The organism is Nostoc sp. WHI (assembly GCF_015714725.1).
GTDB lineage: Bacteria > Cyanobacteriota > Cyanobacteriia > Cyanobacteriales > Nostocaceae > Nostoc.
Map to the genome: position 1 here is coordinate 1 of NZ_WBKM01000308.1, position 17496 is coordinate 17496.

The 17496-nt window shown below is 40.4% G+C and carries 19 protein-coding genes and 2 pseudogenes; 11 read left to right on the forward strand and 10 right to left on the reverse strand.

The window, feature by feature from the left end:
- From F8S12_RS31555 to F8S12_RS31570, 4 genes and pseudogenes are all read right to left on the reverse strand, one after another.
- Positions 1-296: pseudogene (locus F8S12_RS31555) on the reverse strand (hypothetical protein); the annotation flags it as partial.
- A 3-nt stretch (positions 297-299) separates the two neighbouring features.
- Positions 300-1334 carry a tyrosine-type recombinase/integrase gene (locus F8S12_RS31560; RefSeq protein WP_442946841.1) on the reverse strand — a complete coding sequence of 345 codons (1035 nt, stop codon included), beginning with the start codon at positions 1332-1334 and terminating at the stop codon, positions 300-302.
- Entirely contained in the window at positions 1321-1656 is a 336-nt protein-coding gene (locus tag F8S12_RS31565) for a XisI protein (RefSeq protein WP_196520261.1), read from the reverse strand. The genes F8S12_RS31560 and F8S12_RS31565 overlap by 14 nt, the downstream gene beginning before the upstream one ends.
- Positions 1644-2060 (reverse strand): element excision factor XisH family protein, encoded by a 417-nt coding sequence (locus F8S12_RS31570; RefSeq protein ID WP_196519580.1) that lies wholly within the window; start codon positions 2058-2060, stop codon positions 1644-1646. Before F8S12_RS31570 ends, F8S12_RS31565 begins: the two co-directional genes overlap by 13 nt.
- A 445-nt stretch (positions 2061-2505) precedes the next feature.
- Between F8S12_RS31570 and F8S12_RS31575 the strand changes: the two genes are divergently transcribed.
- The 4 genes from F8S12_RS31575 to F8S12_RS31590 all read left to right on the forward strand — a co-directional run bounded on the left by F8S12_RS31575 (position 2506) and on the right by F8S12_RS31590 (position 7176).
- Positions 2506-3096 carry a TnsA endonuclease N-terminal domain-containing protein gene (locus tag F8S12_RS31575; protein WP_230968400.1) on the forward strand — a complete coding sequence of 197 codons (591 nt, stop codon included), beginning with the start codon at positions 2506-2508 and terminating at the stop codon, positions 3094-3096.
- 113 nt (positions 3097-3209) lie between these two features.
- A complete protein-coding gene (locus tag F8S12_RS31580; RefSeq protein WP_230968401.1) occupies positions 3210-5339 on the forward strand; it encodes a Mu transposase C-terminal domain-containing protein in 2130 nt (709 codons plus the stop codon).
- Positions 5340-5350: 11 nt separating this feature from the next.
- The gene (locus F8S12_RS31585; protein WP_230968402.1) at positions 5351-6373 is read left to right on the forward strand and encodes a TniB family NTP-binding protein; all 1023 of its coding nucleotides are present in this window, start codon (positions 5351-5353) and stop codon (positions 6371-6373) included.
- A gap of 29 nt (positions 6374-6402) precedes the next feature.
- A complete protein-coding gene (locus F8S12_RS31590) occupies positions 6403-7176 on the forward strand; it encodes a TniQ family protein (protein ID WP_196520263.1) in 774 nt (257 codons plus the stop codon).
- A 319-nt stretch (positions 7177-7495) separates the two neighbouring features.
- Here the strand turns inward: F8S12_RS31590 and F8S12_RS31595 are convergent, their stop codons facing one another.
- Entirely contained in the window at positions 7496-7939 is a 444-nt protein-coding gene (locus F8S12_RS31595; protein WP_104899561.1) for a hypothetical protein, read from the reverse strand.
- Between the two features lie 542 nt (positions 7940-8481).
- Between F8S12_RS31595 and dinB the strand changes: the two are divergent.
- Positions 8482-9459 (forward strand): annotated as a pseudogene (dinB, locus tag F8S12_RS31600) (DNA polymerase IV); the annotation flags it as partial.
- On the opposite strand, the gene F8S12_RS31605 reads toward dinB, so the two are convergent.
- Positions 9430-9633, reverse strand: coding sequence for a CopG family transcriptional regulator (locus F8S12_RS31605; protein WP_196518297.1), 204 nt, complete (start codon positions 9631-9633; stop codon positions 9430-9432). The pseudogene dinB and the gene F8S12_RS31605 overlap by 30 nt on opposite strands.
- 658 nt (positions 9634-10291) lie before the next feature.
- A complete protein-coding gene (locus F8S12_RS31610; protein ID WP_196518296.1) occupies positions 10292-10555 on the reverse strand; it encodes a hypothetical protein in 264 nt (87 codons plus the stop codon).
- 87 nt (positions 10556-10642) lie between these two features.
- Between F8S12_RS31610 and F8S12_RS41190 the strand changes: the two genes are divergently transcribed.
- The 3 genes from F8S12_RS41190 to F8S12_RS41195 all read left to right on the forward strand — a co-directional run bounded on the left by F8S12_RS41190 (position 10643) and on the right by F8S12_RS41195 (position 11602).
- A complete protein-coding gene (locus F8S12_RS41190; RefSeq protein ID WP_230968180.1) occupies positions 10643-11023 on the forward strand; it encodes a helix-turn-helix domain-containing protein in 381 nt (126 codons plus the stop codon).
- 185 nt (positions 11024-11208) lie between these two features.
- Positions 11209-11343 (forward strand): hypothetical protein, encoded by a 135-nt coding sequence (locus F8S12_RS41825; protein WP_269144838.1) that lies wholly within the window; start codon positions 11209-11211, stop codon positions 11341-11343.
- A complete protein-coding gene (locus F8S12_RS41195) occupies positions 11336-11602 on the forward strand; it encodes a transposase (protein WP_230968179.1) in 267 nt (88 codons plus the stop codon). The genes F8S12_RS41825 and F8S12_RS41195 overlap by 8 nt, the downstream gene beginning before the upstream one ends.
- Before the next feature lie 303 nt (positions 11603-11905).
- Here F8S12_RS41195 and F8S12_RS31620 read toward each other — a convergent pair whose 3' ends face one another.
- From F8S12_RS31620 to F8S12_RS31630, 3 genes are all read right to left on the reverse strand, one after another.
- The gene (locus F8S12_RS31620; protein ID WP_196520264.1) at positions 11906-12478 is read right to left on the reverse strand and encodes a hypothetical protein; all 573 of its coding nucleotides are present in this window, start codon (positions 12476-12478) and stop codon (positions 11906-11908) included.
- Positions 12479-12670: 192 nt separating this feature from the next.
- Entirely contained in the window at positions 12671-14317 is a 1647-nt protein-coding gene (locus F8S12_RS31625) for a hypothetical protein (RefSeq protein WP_196520265.1), read from the reverse strand.
- A gap of 68 nt (positions 14318-14385) precedes the next feature.
- Positions 14386-16104 carry a hypothetical protein gene (locus tag F8S12_RS31630; RefSeq protein ID WP_230968403.1) on the reverse strand — a complete coding sequence of 573 codons (1719 nt, stop codon included), beginning with the start codon at positions 16102-16104 and terminating at the stop codon, positions 14386-14388.
- 405 nt (positions 16105-16509) lie between these two features.
- Here F8S12_RS31630 and F8S12_RS42510 point away from each other — a divergent pair, with 405 nt between their 5' ends.
- The 3 genes from F8S12_RS42510 to F8S12_RS31640 are packed head-to-tail and all read left to right on the forward strand — an operon-like array spanning position 16510 to position 17377.
- Positions 16510-16695 (forward strand): transposase, encoded by a 186-nt coding sequence (locus F8S12_RS42510; protein WP_442946842.1) that lies wholly within the window; start codon positions 16510-16512, stop codon positions 16693-16695.
- A 48-nt stretch (positions 16696-16743) separates the two neighbouring features.
- On the forward strand, positions 16744-17019 hold the full coding sequence (locus tag F8S12_RS42515; protein ID WP_442946843.1) for a hypothetical protein: 276 nt from the start codon (positions 16744-16746) through the stop codon (positions 17017-17019).
- Positions 16991-17377 (forward strand): four helix bundle protein, encoded by a 387-nt coding sequence (locus F8S12_RS31640; RefSeq protein ID WP_196517134.1) that lies wholly within the window; start codon positions 16991-16993, stop codon positions 17375-17377. The genes F8S12_RS42515 and F8S12_RS31640 overlap by 29 nt, the downstream gene beginning before the upstream one ends.
- The last annotated feature ends 119 nt before the right edge of the window (positions 17378-17496 follow it).

Below are 17496 nucleotides of genomic sequence, written 5' to 3' on the forward strand. Positions count from 1 at the left end.
TCTAAGCGGCAAACAGGCTTTTGCCCCAGCCAGAGTTCTGCCGACATAGCGTGTAATGGTTTATCCCCTGGTTCTTTATACAAATACAGCACTGCAAAATATGTTGCTGGTGGTTCGACTGCGATCGCATCAATTTCTGCTGAATGATTTTCACTCCGGCGACGGTAGAACGAACGGCGATTGTGGCAGACTTTTGGATTCCAACACCCATCCCCTGCTGTTCCATGTAAAACTTTGGCTTTCGTTGTTGGTAGTTTGGAACATAACTGACACTTGGGATCAAGTGGTTTGGGCATACCTTACTCCACTTCCTCTCCGATTGCACGATAGTAGGCAGCGATCGCAGCCTCCTGTTCGCTACGGAGTGTATAGCGTCGAAACGCCTTCTCGCTTTGATGTCCAGTCAGCTTACGGGCATGGCTGGGGTCAACTCCCAATAGCAATAAATCAGTAGCATAGGTGTGGCGAAAGGAGTGAGGATGTAAATCCTCAATGTGAGCTATTTCACCGATTTTTTCCACAGCGAAGTAAATACCGTGATAACTCAAGCGTTCGCCCTTGTATGAAGCATGGTGTGAAATCATCAATGGGCTAAGGCTGTTTAACACCTCACTCCTTTCTTCTCGCGTAAGCAAATACTCTGCTAAAACTTCCCGACTCTCTTTCCGCAGTGGCACTAAGCGCGGTTCATTGGTTTTGGTATCAGGTAAAAACAGCAGCTTGCCATCAAATGAGCCAACATTTAGCTGCACAATTTCCCCAGCACGGAGTCCGTGACTGAGAATGTGGACGAGGGCTGTATCCCGTTGTTTTGTTTCTCCTAACAATTCTAAAGCTGACCACACTCGCTTCATCTGTTCATCAGTTAAACTTTGGGCTGGTGGCAGTGGTACTTTTTCTAGCTTTATTCCCAGTGTGGGGTTAGTTGCAATTATGTCTGGATATATATAACACATCCATTTAAAGAAGCTTTTGAGCGCAGCAACCCCAGCATTGATACTGCTTTTTGACAGAGGTTTTCCTGAATCAGTTTTTACTTCATCGCGCAGATATTCCTTGTACAATCCAAGGTGACGCGGACGTAACTCATGATAGTGTAGCTGTGTCCATCCCAAAAATCGCTTTAGTTCACGTTCGTACATTTTGCGACTGTTCGGTGCAAGATTGGTGCTGCGTAAAAACTCTAGCACTTTGACAAGACGAATATCAGTAGGTGCTGATGTTTTTGTAGTCCTTATTCCAGGAATCTTTAATGAACTTTCACCATCCAGGGGAATAAGTTTAATTGCAGGTAAAGAATCTGTGTTGTGGTTCAATGGCTTAACTAACTGCATAATCTGTAAACTGGCGCTTAAAAGGAGAGTGAAATCCAATCACAATATCTTGCTTGGGAATACCTAAACTTGCCAGTTCTTCTGCAACTTCGGATTCTGTACCATTGTGTTGCAGCCAGACTTTACCATCTCTAATATCAATATGTAAAAAACAACCATAAACTCGGCGTTGATTTTTCCACCCCACATTCATCAATTGATAATGATGGCGTTCGGTATCAAATACTATTTGCGTTTCTATATCTGAATCAGGGTTACCAATCTCTGCATATTCACGTAGCAATTTTTGTACGATTTCACTGTACTGTATTAGTTTATCCATTCTACAATCTCCTCTGTCTCTGGGTTATAAACTATTAATTTCAGTTGATGAATACGGATAATATTTTGTACGAGTCTAATTGTAAAAAATGAACTGTAAGCATCAATTGGTACTGCTAAATACAGTGTGCGTTCTGGTTCCTGCTCAGAAAGCGCCAGTCGGTAGTTGATAAATTGTCCTAATGCGGTGTGAAATTCATAGATTGCCGAAGTTCTAACAAAACTTTTAATCTCTACTGCAATTTTTTCCTCCCCTCTTTGGGCTGCCAACAGTTTTTCCGCACCTAAATCAATATACATATCCCCCAATTCAAAACTAACTGGCAATGGGTCATGGGTAATTTTCCATCCATTGGCAATTAATCCATGCTTGACTGCATCGTGAAAAACATCTCTTGCTGGCATACTCCATATCTTTCCGAACACCAATTCCCTATTCTAGGGCTTAATTTTTGTAAGCGATCTCAGACTAGCGATCGCTTGAAGGCGGATGTAACTGTAATCATAAGTTGAGCAATTAGCTGGAGGAAATAGAGTGACAGCCCTCATTTTATCATGCCCAACACAAAATAAGATGCCCTTATCTTTTATCCGACATAAACTCCGATAAAAACCACTTTCCTTGATACACTACACTTTCACCAACATGCTGTTGTCGGTTCGCAGACAAAGTGAAAATTGTCGCGGACTATGTGAAAAATTGTCGCAGACTAATTGAAAATGAGCGTGGATCAATTAGGCTGGAGAGATTATCACTAGATTGGGGGCAAGAAAGCCTTTGGCAAACGGGGTGAGAAGAATCACCAATAGTGGATCAAAGAAAATTATTGGTAAATTCCCCAGTTTGAAGATGGACACCATCATTTGGTGGGAGTCCCAAATTGAGCGAGATTACATTTATCTGCTAGAGATTGATCCAACAGTCCAGTCATACAGGGGACAGCCATTCAAAATAACTTACATCTCAAAAGGTGTAACTAAAAACTATACCCCCGATTTCTGGGTACAAAGAATAGGGCAACAACAGGTGATAGAAGTGAAACCTGCATCCCAGGTTAATGACCAAAAAAATCTTGATAAATGGAGACATATCAGCCATTTATGTGAAGAGCGGAGCATGAGATTTATGGTAGTGACTGATACAATGATTCGGCAGCAACCTAAACTGGACAATATTAAGCTGTTATACAAGTATGCCCGTAGTCCATTGACACTACAACAATACTTAGACTGTCAATGTTATTTCACTTCCAGAGAACCAACGCCTTTCAAACAGGTGTGTCATGATCTAGAGCGAAAAGGAATATATCCCAATCTATTATTCAAACTACTGTATTTTGGCTGGCTGTCAACAGATTTAATGGAATCTATAGGTGCAGCAAGTCTAATTCAACTATCTCAATTTAAAGGTGATGTTCAAGCATTACTTTTGGATGTATGAATAGATACCAACTCCGACCTGGACTTCATTTTTGGCTAAAAGGGCGCGAATATGTAATCAAACAGCAGTTAGCCAATGGTGAATTACAGATATGTGAAGTCGTTACCGAAGTCTTGTCTAGAATTACATATACAGCTTTAGTTCAGTTTCTTTTTAGGGAAGAATTAGAACTTCAATCAACAGAATCTTTTAGTGTTGTTGGACGAAAAGGAAATGAGAACCAAGCTGATTTTACTCAACTTCCTGAAGAAATTCGCTTTGAAGCTAAAAGAAAATACAGCTATGTCAGCTTTGTTTTAGAGCAAGATATACCTCAAAGGACTCCAGCTAGTCTGCAACCGATTATTGAACAAGTATCAGAACAAATTAATGACCTTAATCCGCCAAATTGGTTAACACTTTACCGTTGGCTAAAAGCTTATGAAAGCTCAGGTCAGGATATTCGTTCATTAGTTCCTAAGCATAAATACAAAGGAGATTACCGACCCAAACTAGAGAAAGAAGTAATTCAAATTATTGATAGTTGCATTCAAGAAATCTATTTAAATCCTTCTCGACCAGATATGGCAGATGTACATGATGAAATTCTGCGCCAAATTAGGCAGGAAAATCTTACTCGTGCAAGCATTGGTCAAAAAGCTTTAGAAATTCCACATCGTTCAACTATTTACAGATTTGCATCTAAATTAGATCCATGTGTAGTCGCTAAAAAACGTTTAGGCAACCGTATAGCCTCTCAAATGTATGACCCAGTAATGAAGGGCCCACGCCCGAATCGTCCTTTAGAAAGGATAGAAATTGACCACACTAAACTGCCATTGTTTGTAGTAGACGCAGAACATCGAATGCCTATTGGCACCCCTTGGTTAACTTCTGCTGTAGATAAATATTCAGGAGTCATACTAGGGTATTACGCCAGTTTTGAACCTCCGAGCTATTTATCGGTAATGCAATGTTTGCTACACGTTATCCGTCCCAAAAACTATCTAATCGAAAATTTCCCAAGCGTAGTAAATACTTGGGACACTTATGGACTGCCAGAAGTGATTGTGGTTGATAATGGAAAAGAATTTTATAGTACACATTTTGAAGATGCTTGCTTATCTTTGGGAATAGCTATTCAATATTCACCACCCAGAATGCCCTGGTACAAAAGTTCAATAGAACGATATTTTGGTGCAGTAAATAGTCAACTTTTGAGTGACCTACCAGGGAAAAGTTTCTCAAACTTTATGAAGAAGTATGATTACAACCCTCTGAAAAATGCAGTGATTTCTTTTGAAGCACTGCAAGAAATTCTACATATCTTCATTATCGATATTTATAACCAAAGTTCTCATCCAGAATTAAAATCGCCTCGGACATCTGTGTGGTCAAAAGCTATCCAAGAGTTTCCTCCAGCTTTACCAGGTTCTTATCAACAACTAAAAGTATTAGTGGGAAATATAACCACACGCAAAGTCACTAGAAGGGGGGTAGAGTTTGAAGGGCTTATTTACAATAGTTTTGAATTATCTCGCTTCCGTTCATCAGCTTTAGCATCAGAAAAAGCAACTATTAAATATGACCCTACAGATTTATCTCAAATCTATGTTTTTGATCCAACAATTCATCAATTTTTATCTGTTCCTGCTCTCAGCCAAGAGTATACTAAAGGGTTAAGTATTTGGCAACACCAAGTAATAAAAAAACTGGCACGTCAGGAAGCTGAAAAAGTCGATATTATAGCATTAGCCTTAGCCAAAGAGCAGATTCAAAAAATTGTTGACCAGGAATGGATGTCATCAAAAAAAGGCAAAACCCGTACTGCTATGGCGAGATGGAAAGGTATCGGTCGTTCAGGACTGAATACAGGAGACTTTGAGTTTTCTAAAGATGAGCAGCTTTTGAATAATGATATGGCTATAAATTCAATTGCTCCTGAAACTGTTACTATACCAAAGAGTGAATTTTCAGTAATGTCAGGCATATCAGAGCTTGGTAGTGCATTCAACAATGAATTTTCATCATCCTCAATTGAGGAAAATAGAGAGAAAATAGAAGTTGAAAACTTTAATAACATTCAAAGCCCATCTTGCAAAGACAGTGGAGAGAATTCAATAAAACCAAATAAGCGAAAAAGCTCACCAAATAAAAAAGTTAATGTTGAAGTTAGTGATAAGCTCTCTGAAAATTTAGAAGAAACTGCTTCATGGAAGCCAGACTTATCTGGTTGGGATGTCAGTATCGGATTACCTTCATAAAAATTATTAATATGCCAAAAATCCCAAAATCTTTGTCAAACATGACTTTATCAGAAAAGCTATCCATAGCTAATAATATTTATGTTGCTTATCCTCGATTTAAAGAAATATTATCTGCAATAGAGGATTGTCATAATTTTTCTAATCTCAAAGACGAACCTGAATGCTTATTCTTAAAGGGGGAAACTGGAGCAGGTAAAACTACTATTTTTAAAAGCTATGCTCAAAAATATCCCAGGATTGAAACAGATTCAGGTACTATTGTAAAATTATTGTCTGTGACTATTCCATCTCCAGCAACCGTCAAAAGTGTTGTGAGTAAACTGTTATGGGAATTGGGAGACCCTGCTTATGAAAAAGGCACCATCAGCAATCAAATAATCCGACTAATTGGATTGATGAAAGATTGTGGAGTTTCTTTAGTTTTTTTAGACGAATTTCAACACTTTATTGATAGGGATTCAGCCAAGGTTCTCAGAACAGTATCAGATTGGCTGAAAAATTTAATACTCGACACAAAGGTACCGATGGTACTTATTGGATTACCCGAAGCTGAAGCAGTTTTTAAATTTAATCCTCAATTAAGCCGAAGATTTGCTAATAGACATAATCTTAGCCCTTTTTCTTGGGCAGAGGATTGCGGAAAAGAATTTCGGACTTTTTTACACGCAATAGAATCGCAGCTTCCCCTTGAATTAGAATCAAATTTAGCTAGTGAGGAGATGGCTTTTCGTTTTTACTATGCTTCTGATGGAATTATAGCTTACGTAATGAAGCTAGTTCGTTATGGAACTTACTTGACATTAACAGAAGGTTTAAACAAACTTGATTACCCGGTTCTGGCTAGGGCTTTTGAAAAATATGTAAGAGCTGATAAGCCTTACAAGAAAAACCCTTTCCTTAACGATGATTGTTTAGTAAATCTAGAAAATAAAATATCTTTAAACGAATCTCTGGTTAATATAGGAAGTACTAGCCAAAGAATTAAAACTAAAAAGAGAAATCAAAAGGCATCGGATGTTCTGCATAAATAATATTAAACGTGTGTTCCAATAAAAAACTTTTGCGCCGACCTCGCCCGTATATAGATGAGAGTCTTATTGGCTATATTGCTAGACTTGCAGATACTAATTATTACCCTTCTCCAAATTATATTTTAAAAATTTCTCAACTGAGAGTCACAGGAATATATAGTAATATTTTTATCTCTAAAATTGATGATTTATGCATCCTTAGTCAGATCACTGAAGTAGAAGACAGTATTCTTTGGGCAATGGCATTTTCTTCAACTAATTCTTGTAGCTCTGCATACATCTTCACAAGCGTAGTCAAAGCATTTGGCGAAAATATTTCTACCTCCTTATTTAATAAAACTGGGGCCAGATTTTGCCCTATCTGTTGGCAGACCAAAGCTTATTATTCTCAGGTTTGGCATCTATCTCGTGTCACAGTATGTCCATTTCATAAATGTTTTTTGATTGATACTTGTTACAACTGTAATAATAAAATAAAGTTTTTAAGACCGAGATTGTTCAAATGTCAATGTGGCTTTGATTTACGTGATTCTCAAATAAATATCGCCAATATCGAAGAATTTGCTCTGTCTTTCCAGATTTACAAACTGTGCCAAGTACCTGAAATAGAATCTATTAATTACAATAGTCAAATTCAAGATTTAGAAGCTGCAAAATCGAACAAATTAAATAACCTTTCCGATTACAATTATGATTTATTTGAAGGTTTGATAGCAAAAGAGCCAAGAGTTAGAAATGATACCTTTTTTCCTTTGCTTGGATTAGAAAAATTACTTAATTTTCGGACACAGATGTTGGAATAAATCACTAAGACTAAGTACACGTCATCGTAAAAAAGGGTTGTAAATGAAAATTGCCATGCCTATAATACAACACGGTTCAGTTAAGGCTAAAACTCTTTGTCAAAGTCAACTTTTTTAACGTAGACGCGGAGCGGCTTGCCGCAGGCTACCGCAGAGGCAAGGCAGCGCGGTCTTGGGGGTTTCCCCCATGAGCGACTGCCGCGCAGAGGAAACAGAGAGAAGAGAAAAAATTCTTAACCCAAGCGTATTGGGGTTGATTGAGTAAGTTGAGCTACTAAATGGCTTGGCTGAAAAATCCTAGATAATTGCTCTTGCAGCATCACCCCTCATACCCTACTAAATACTCCTGAACTAAAGAAAATAAAGCGATTGCCATCTGTTCAAATTTATCGCCATCTGGATAGGGGCAAGGTACAGCCAAGTTTTTGTCATTTTGCCAGTGTTTATTGTATGGTTCTGGGTCTAATGGTGCGTAGATGAAAGTTAGCACCTGATTGCGCCACCAGCCACTTAACTGAATTAGTCTCTTTCCTGGCAACAAGTAAAAGTTAAAACTAGGATAGTAATTATTTTTGTGGAGAGGATCATAATCAATCAAACTATTTTGAAAGTAAGCTTCAAAATAAATAGCGTCTGATGAGCGATTGTAGACTCTTCCCTTCTCCTGGATAGGAGATACTTTAAAACGTAGCCAAGGGAAATGCGCTTGAGCTATTTTTATTGCCGCGAGTTCAAATTCGATGGGAATAATAACGTTATTCATTTTCTCCTTTTTGCTTTAAGAACAATTTAGAAAATTTCGATTTATTTTTAACGTTTATTTTAGGGTAATACTGAACCTTATTGGCCTATAACAAGCGGAGATATCACACTAGACGCTACTCATTCCAAAAGTGAATTCCGTACCTCATTTAAGGTGGGCTGTACTAAGGTTAAGATAAAAATACTACAATACAGTTACGTGCAGAATCAAAAGAAATTTTCAATTAGTCTGCGAATTTGGTAGGAAATTTTCAATTAGTCTGCGACAAATTTTCAATTAGTCTGCGACAATACAAGCCAGAAACCCTATTCTTCCGTTGAGAATTTTTCACTTAGTCTGCGAACCGACATAGCAATCAAAGATTGGCTATAATCCGAATGTGTTTACTGTTGGCGTTACCGTAGGGTAACGACAGCAGTTACTGAGAGCGCCATTGCAGTTTGACGCATCAGTTGAAAAGTAATTACGGCTAAGAAATTTTAAGTATTAGATTATACATTAAAAATGAAGTTCAATATAGATAGGGTAATGGCAGCCCGAATCAGCGAGGCGTAGTTGCAGCAGCCAGTTATGAAGCTCGTAAGTTTGGTATTCACTCCGCGATGCCTTCAGTAATAGCGATCGCTAAATGTCCCGCACTTATCTTTGTCAGACCCAGATTCGATGTTTACCGAGAGATTTCTGCTGCAATCCACGCCCAATTCAAACGCTACAGTGATTTAGTGGAAGGGGTCGCACTAGACGAAGCATATTTGGACGTTACTGAAAATAAGCAAAATATCACCTATGCTTCTACGATCGCAAGACATATCAAAACTGCGATTTTCCAGGAAACTCAGTTAACGGCAACCGCAGGCGTGTCAATTAAAAAGTTTCTTGCAAAAATGGCATCAGGTCAAAATAAGCCGAATGGATTAACGGTAATTTTACCGGAGGATGCGATCGCCTTTGTAGAACAGCTACCAATTGAGAAGTTTCACGGCGTTGGAGAGGTGACTGCGGCTAAAATGCACTCACTCGGCATCAATACTGGGGCTGATTTGAAAGAGCGAACACTTTCTGAGCTAACACACCACTTTGGTAAAGCTGGTCATTATTACTACAAAATTGCCAGGGCAGAAGATGACCGCCCAGTTGAGGCGAATCGGGTTCGTAAGTCAATTGGTGCAGAAACCTCATTTGCACAGGACTTAAGCGATATCAGCCAGATGTTGCAGGAACTTGAACAGATTGCCCAAATTGTCGAGCAACGGTTAGAGCAGCACGAAACGCGAGGTCGCACATTAACTCTAAAAGTCAAGTTCTCTGATTATCAGCGTTTAACCCGCAGTAAGACAATGCTTGCTCCCATCGGTGAACTATCTACGATTTTTGAGATAGCTAAAGCGCTGTTTGAGTCGATTGATCTGGAGAATCGGAGCATCAGGTTGTTGGGGATTTCTTTGTCTAACCTTGATAACGCCAAACAGTCACAAGCCATTCAATTGCCATTATTTCAGAATGGGAACATCATATTTTAAGGTAGGTGTAGTCTGTTCAGACGCTGACAACTCGGTTATTGTCAGAAAGCGGATCAACTCCCGAATCACATCAGTTGCAGGTCTACCTGTACTCGCACAATATTTTTCAAGTTTTTCGCTTTCAGCTGATGCAAGATTTATTGTGATTCGTTTGACAGCCCATTTTTTGTTCATAACTTAGTGGAGGCGAATTAATGGAAACAACGTTGTTATCCCTACTAATTACGACTTTTTCTCCTCTGCTATATAAAAGCGAAAATGAGAAGTTGATTTCTCTTGCGTAGCGATCGCTGCCCTTGAACAGTCCCTGGGGCAACGCACGAATATGACCTATGCTGTCAAGAGATAGCGGCAGTGATAAAAGGAGGTTAGCAGGAGTGATTGCCCTTATGCAGTGCTTGATGCGATCGCTGTAGGCAAGATTTGCAGTACTTATACAGAGGTATAAATGTTTGCCGAAGTATAAACTGAATGCTGGTAAAAGGTGATCATAGTAAATTTGTATACTCTATTGATGTGAATAACTCGGTAGAGTATTTTTGTGAAAGTGCGCCTAATGTAAGTGATCGCCTCTTCTGTGACCTTGCTACAACCGCCCTCCACAGCCTACGATTGCTCCTTGGGGTAATAGTGGATTTATGTTTGACCAAATTTTGATAACCATTGGTTTACACGTATTCAGTCAAGGGTTTTGTATTGGGCTTGGTTGATTACGTCTAATCCTTGTATAGGGCAGCTTTAAAAGTTTTTCACTCTTTTTGCATAAAGTACAAAACTCTAGCTGAAGAGTATTACATAGCAAATGAATTATATTCTAGTGTGGCAAAACTTACTAGAGAAGACGACTCTCTAGATTAGCTAGGTAAGCCTTGGGATCTCTGCGAAATCGATACTGTTCAATTCTGGCTTTGTGGTGTTTTTGCAATTGAGAGCGTAATTCGAGCCAAGTATGAATATCAACTTGTGCTAAATCAGATGCGGTGAAAGAATGAAGTTTAGTAGCGATGGCACAGGCAAGTTTGACGGAACCACGAATAACGAGAGATGAGGGGGCAACCTTACGACCTGTACAACGACGTTGATGATGACGTAGCATCCCAAAAGCATGTTCTAAGTCATTATAGCGGTTATTAGTCTAGTGCAGTACAATAGGAAAGAGCAATTTTACTGATAACTGGTGGCGATGAAAGCCTACTCTCTCGACTTGCGTCAGAAAATTGTTGATGCTTATGCCTGCGGTGACATTTCCCAACGAAAACTGGCGAAAAACTTTGGCGTCACCTTAAGTTTTGTCCAAAATTTACTCAAACGCGATCGTGAATTTGGCACGATCGGCCCCAAGGTGCGGACTGAGCAGACGCCAACAAAATTGAATGCCGAACAGCTAGAAATCCTGCGCCAACTGGTCACAGCACAGCCCGATGCGACGTTAAGCGAATTGCGGGAACGACTTTATGAGAAAACAGAGGTGTTAATTGGGGTGGCCACAGTGAATCCGATGGTTCGCTGGAAACTCAACCTAAACCTCAAAAAAAAGTCTCCACCCCACGAAAAAAGGCACTGATGAAGTCCAATTGGCCCGATTTGAGTACTGGAAACTCTTGAGGGGGATACCCGTGGAAAATCTGATTTTCTTAGATGAATCGGGGGTTAATCTGTCCTTCATTCGCAAATGTGCACGCGCCTTATCAGGGGAACGGGCCTATGCTCCAAAGCCAACTCGCAAAGGGAGAAATGTCTCGGTGATTGGTGCTATTAGCGAGAATCGGACTGCTCACTCAGTGGAGTGGTTTAGGTTCTATCGATGCCTTGACCTTTGATGCCTTCATCGCTCTCTCATTTCGTACCCCAACTTTGGACTGGTGCAGTCGTGATCATGGATAACTGCTCGATCCATAAAAGTGATGAACTTGAAGCTTTGATCATCGCTCCTGGAGCTAGCCTCATTTATCTCCCCCCCTACTCCCCCGATTTTTCACCCATCGAGAACTGTTGGTCGAAGATTAAGAACATTCTCCGTCGCATCGGTGCAAGGACATATCCTGATTTACTCAAGGCATTAGATGCGGCATTTGCAGAAGTGACGATAGACAATTTACTGGGTTGGTTTACTCACTGCTGCTACTGTACTTCAGAAGACTGATAATCGCTATATTAGTTCGAGGAAAATCTTCAATTTCGTAACAATGAAAAAGTCCAGACCAGTAGTTATGGGTGGTTTTTATAAAGTTATCGATGGCGGTGGTCAGTGTACCAGCTTTCTGTTTTTGTTGGGACATTTCTGTTAACAGTTGCTGATAACTTTGTTTGACTACAGCAGCATCAAGACCTATTTTATTATTGAGAATATTACTAGCTTTATTAACCCACTGATATGCAACTATGACAGGTGAAAATAAAGATGCAGTCGCAGATAAACCCTTAGCTATCAGGTGTTTCAGGTTGACTAAAGGTGGTGGTAAAGCACTTTTTTTTCCATCCGCTCTAAGCTTTGCTCTATCAACGTCAAATTTTCTTGTAACTTTAATCCAGATGCCTCTAACGGTGGATGACCATCATTGGTTATAGAACTACGTACTGCCGAGCAATAATCTTCAATAATGTTTGCCAAATCCTTATCTTCATTGGTAACACTACGTTCAATGTCTCGTAATCCTCTAACTTTTTTCTTTAATTCCTTTTTTGCATGTCGATCCGCCTCATATATGGGTTTAATTGCCTCCTTTAGGTAATGATAATGACATAAACCATGAGCAATACTAGGTAATGCTAACCTAACAGCTTTGCGAATTGATTGTTGTCCATCACTAACAACGCCATCAATTGGTACATTTAGGGTATTAGTTACTTCTAATAATAACGCCACTAAATCTTCATTTCTTGATGATAATAAGGTTTTAGCTAGTAAAATTTCTCCTGATAAGCAATCTCGAATTACCCATAATACCTCATGTCCAATTTCTGGCTGCATCCCATCGATCGCTAATATCACCCGTCCTTGATTAGCCATCGGAGACATTTATTTACCTTGCCATGATTCGACTCATGGTAAGGCGATTAGCATAAAATTTGACCCCTAAAAACTTTTCAAACGTCCTCTTATCCATGTTCGCTGTTGTTCGGCCAGGTTGACTGACATAAAAAGCTTTTGCAAGAGTTCTAGAGGTTTTTTATACCCGTCGAACTCTCGTTAATTTAGTCAAGCAAAGGGTTATCGTTTTTCTGGATTCTCCAAAGCAAGTTTTTTAAGGTATTCATAGCTAACAACTGATTCTAAAGAAATATCAGCTGCTTTCATCGATGCTGGAAGATCCTCTTCAACTTTAGCAAGGGTTCCAGGTTTAACTACTTCTAATAGCCCATATACTGCAGGTCCATGAGAACCATCTGGATTAGTTAGTAACAGAGAGCGATTACCTAGTGGAGCATCGGCATCTACTGTGATGGAAAGAACGAAATATCGGTCTTCGTTGGTTCCTCCAGGAGCCACTGAGGTTACTCTAACTCCAAACCCGTCCTTAAATTCAATCGTAGCACCAGCATCAGCATTAGATGCTCGCAGTAATACATTTTGTACAGTCGTACCTAGCTCAATTCGCATATTCAAGCCAGAACGTGTAGCCACCTGAAATAAATTCAGTTCTCTTAACCAGTTAGGACGTGGTAGAGCAGGGCGGAGATCCTCTGAACGTGGAAGTTCTTGTAGTAAATCGATCTGAGGCAGAGGTACTCCAACCAGAGCGACTTCAAATGTTCGTGTAATCTGAGAACCGTATTGAATATTACTCCCATCAATGGTGATGTCACTGACAGTGAACCCGTGTTCCTCCGGCACTTCAAACACTGCATGGAGGATATAATCCACATCCTCTCCATTTTGACGCTTGCGACCACGAATAATCTTCCAGTAATCTGAGGGTCGTGCACCCGATGGTGCGGTACGGGGAAGTCTGTAAAGATCAAATCTTGGCTCTTGGATGTATAGTCCAACCGGATTTTCCAGTGTAATTCGCACACCAGAACCAGGTGCGCCACTGCCACGAACTAAATTATTTACTGTGACTCCAATATGCGGATCGCTATTGCGGTTTCGGGTACCGTATCGGCTATACTCAAGCAGTCGCCCTGGGTCAGTGACCGGGTTTCCCCCATCATCCTTACGCAGTATAGTGGCTTGACTAGCCAGAAGAATCTGAGCAGATAAGGTATTAGGACCACTAATTAAATGCACTGCTCCATTTGTGGTTGTGCTATTCCATTTGTTGAGATCGTTGTAGGCAGGTCGTCCAGTTGCGGGGTCGATGATTGGTTCATTATTGTTATTCAAGTAAAGATCTTCTAACTTGACTTGAGGACTAACCAATTGTTGATACAGCCGCAATACAACTTCTGGGTCAATGTCCCAAAGAGTGTACCAGTACTCCCGGTTCTCACAGGTAAACATTACCTTAGTAATTTTGTTGTTCGCGTTGCGGGTAACGCTCCACTCACAATACTCATCTTGCCAACCACGAGCTCCCAGCGGTGTCCAGTTTGGATCTGGTGTTCCTTCATCTGCATACTTTGATCGGGTAAGTATATCTTCATTGGAATAACTAAGCTCTATCCGGTTGGGAAACGCAGTCCACTTGATAGCAGCCCCTCCTGTACCATTAGGAATGGATGTGTCAAGAGGATTATAGTACTGATTTACTGCTGGTTGGTTGGTTAAACTCCAGGGGGTGTTGTTTAATGCCCGCTGTGTAAACAGCTTAATGATATCGTTCCATCGCGCTCGCAAGGCTTTCTCTTGATGTTCTTCACCCGCTTTAAAATCATTCTGATGAGCTGGTGGGTCGAATTGAGATAGATTAGACATATTAATTCCTCCAAAAATAAGGTAATGTTTGCGGTTGTGTGTTTGAAACTTGAAAAGACGATTAGAGCCTAAGGAGATAAACTGGTTTGGGGAAGAAGTAAGCTAAATTCATTCAGATTGCTAATACTTTTCCAAGACGCAAATTCATCTCGTCGTTTCACACTCAAGTTCATCAGTTGATCCAACTGCTGAGTTGGGGAAAGTTGTCCAATCGTATTGAAATAGTTTTGAATTTGTTGCTGCACAGTTGTTTTCCATTGGTCATCTGGTAAATTCCAGGTTTGAAGGAATTCTTGTTCAGCCGTACAGCTATCAAAATTGTTTGTATCGCAGGCAGGTTGTTTGTCAGCCACTGACTTCACTAGGGCGGCAAAGTTGTCAGGTACGTCACTGACTCCATTTGTGATAGTACCAGTCGTAATTTGATCTGCATACTGCTGTAAGCTTGTCCGCTTCTCAGAAAAAACTGGGTTTTTGAAATCCACCATTACTAGGGCGGCTACAAATTTATCTGAGAGAATGTTCTCTCTGAGCAGTTCTCTGACCATCAAAGTATCTTCTGCTGAAGGTACAGGTACAAAGAAAGCAAAGTGAGTGGAACCATTCTGCTCAAAACCAGGCTTTATATCTTGCACCAGCTTGAAGTTACTGGCTGTCAGATAATTGTCGTAATTTTCACGGTTAAATGTGATGTCTGGAATCTGGTATTGGAGACGCAAAACATCGCGTAGCGTTGAATTCCACAGGAAAAAGTCATTTGGTATTCCACGAATAGGACTACCAGAGGGGCTTGTCTGAGCGCCATTGCTCTGAATTTGGGTGGAAGCTAAGTTGACTGTAGTATTAGAAATCACATGAGCCAACATTTGATTAACATCACTCAGATGTACAGTCGAACCCTGCTGTTGATAGCGCTTATCCAACCAATCTTCGTAGTATTTGCTAAATCCTCCTGTGATGTCACGTTCTAGCTCCTGAGCACCAATCAAATTCTGGAACATTAATTCCTTGGCGACGGCTTCGGGGACAACTTGAGGAGATATACTAGCAAGTTGAGATTGCCAGTTATTCCAGGGAGTCCTTAGTTCTTTCATAATCACGACCCCATTATGATGGCAGGCAAAGCACCCTTTTCCTATCGTCTGGGGAAGCCGCGCCATTGATGAATCCCCCGCCCAACTCCATACTTTATTAGTGGCTCCTATATCTGAACTTTGCTGTTCTTGGAATTCGTACCTTGAACTGTCCGATTTTCGGAATTCGTAGAAGTTGTATTTGCTTGCTGTAGAGTCCCAGGAGGCTATTTGTAGGAAATTCGAGTTTCCCCCGGGCGCTGCACTTAAGAAAATCTGAGCAGAGGGAGTTGCATTCCTTATTCTCCAAGCAATTACATAACGCAGATTGCGAGGATCTTCACGTGAAGCGATCGTAGTGGGAATTTTGCTGCCTTCCCCTACCATGTAGTTAACCTGTTGAAAACCTAACCCAGAATTGGAAATGCACTGAATTATTCCATCCACACTATCTGGAAAAGTTTCTTTACGAAGGATATTTATAGCAAAAGGATCGTTTAAGTTTTGTTCAATTTCCTGCTGCGTCATTGGAGTCAGGCAGGTATCTCTTCCCTTTATAAAACGATGTATTGTGCCAGTTTGGACAGCATTACAGTTCTGAAATGCTGTTGGCAAGCTCTCTGTCCTATTATGTGATAGTAACTGGGGATGAGTTTCCTTCAGATAAGTTCGTAATTGAAAGTAACCTGCTGACAAATCTTCGTGCGTTTCCATCCTGGTACTAGCTTGTAGCGAGTCAGCCACAAAGGCAGAACTTACTATTAGAAAAAAGCTAAATAATACAAGAACGATAAGTGATTTAACACTAAATCGGCGAATCTGCTCCATGTTTTATTGTTGTTCAGATCGATTACAGTCGAAATCTAACCGCAAGTGCTTGAATGTTAATATACATCTGATAACACTCTTAAAAGTGATGTTGTATTACAAAAATTTACAAAGTTTCTCATTAGACATCTCCGAAATAGTAATATTTTGTGTTAAGAGAATATAAAAGAAGCTTTTTGACACAAAAATATGAGTGACATCTGAGAGGGTGTTTGAAAAGTTGGTCAGGATGTAAAAAAGCTCTCTCAGTGTAAGCTGTGAATAGAAAGAACACAGCACCGAGAGAGTAACATGAGTAAAGCATACCCCAGTAATTTGACTGATGCTCAATATGAATTTATCAGTGAGATGATTCCAGAACCAAAAAAAGGTGGACGCAAGCGTGAAGTCTATATATTGTCAGTCCTAAACGCGATTTTTTATGTCCTGGTAGAAGGAGTGCAATGGCGCGCGCTGCCTGGGGACTTTCCCCCTTAGCAAACTGTGTATACTTATTTTCGCAACTGGCGCAGAGACGGAACTTGGGTGAAAATTCATGATAATCTGCGAGAATGGACGAGAATCGAAGATACACGCCATCCGAGTCCATCAGAAGCTATCATCGATAGTCAAAGTGTAAAAACTGCGGCGATAGTGAGTGAGGAAGTGGGCTTTGATGCAGGCAAAAAAATCAAAGGGCGCAAGCGGTTTCTGAGTGTTGATACGGGAGCAATGCGATTTTGTGAGATCATGTTAAAGACAGCAGGGGAGCAGGGAGCAGGGGGCAGGGGGAATGGAAAAAGAACCAATAAAAAGTCATGAAGACTTGGAAGTATATAAAATGGCATTTGATGTAGCCATGAAAATTTTTGAATTATCTAAGAAGTTTCCTGTTGAAGAACGTTATTCTTTAACTGATCAAATTCGTCGTTCATCTCGTTCAGTTTGTGCAAATCTGGCAGAAGCATGGAGAAAACGCCGTTATGAAGCTGCTTTTATTGCAAAATTGAATGATTCAGAAGCGGAAGCAGCAGAAACTCAGACTTGGCTGAAATTTGCTGTTAAATGTAGTTATTTAGACGTTGATATAGGCAGAGAGCTTTATGGAGTTTACAACCGAGTTTTAGGGATTCTAGTAACCATAATTAACAATCCATCTCCTTGGCTCATAAAACGCTAATTTCTAATCCCCCTGCTCCCTGCTCCCTGCTCCCTGCTCCCTGCTCCCTGCTCCCTGCTCCCTGCTCCCTGCCCCCTGCCCAAACGAAGCAAGGCATCTCACAAAATCGCATCGCTCCC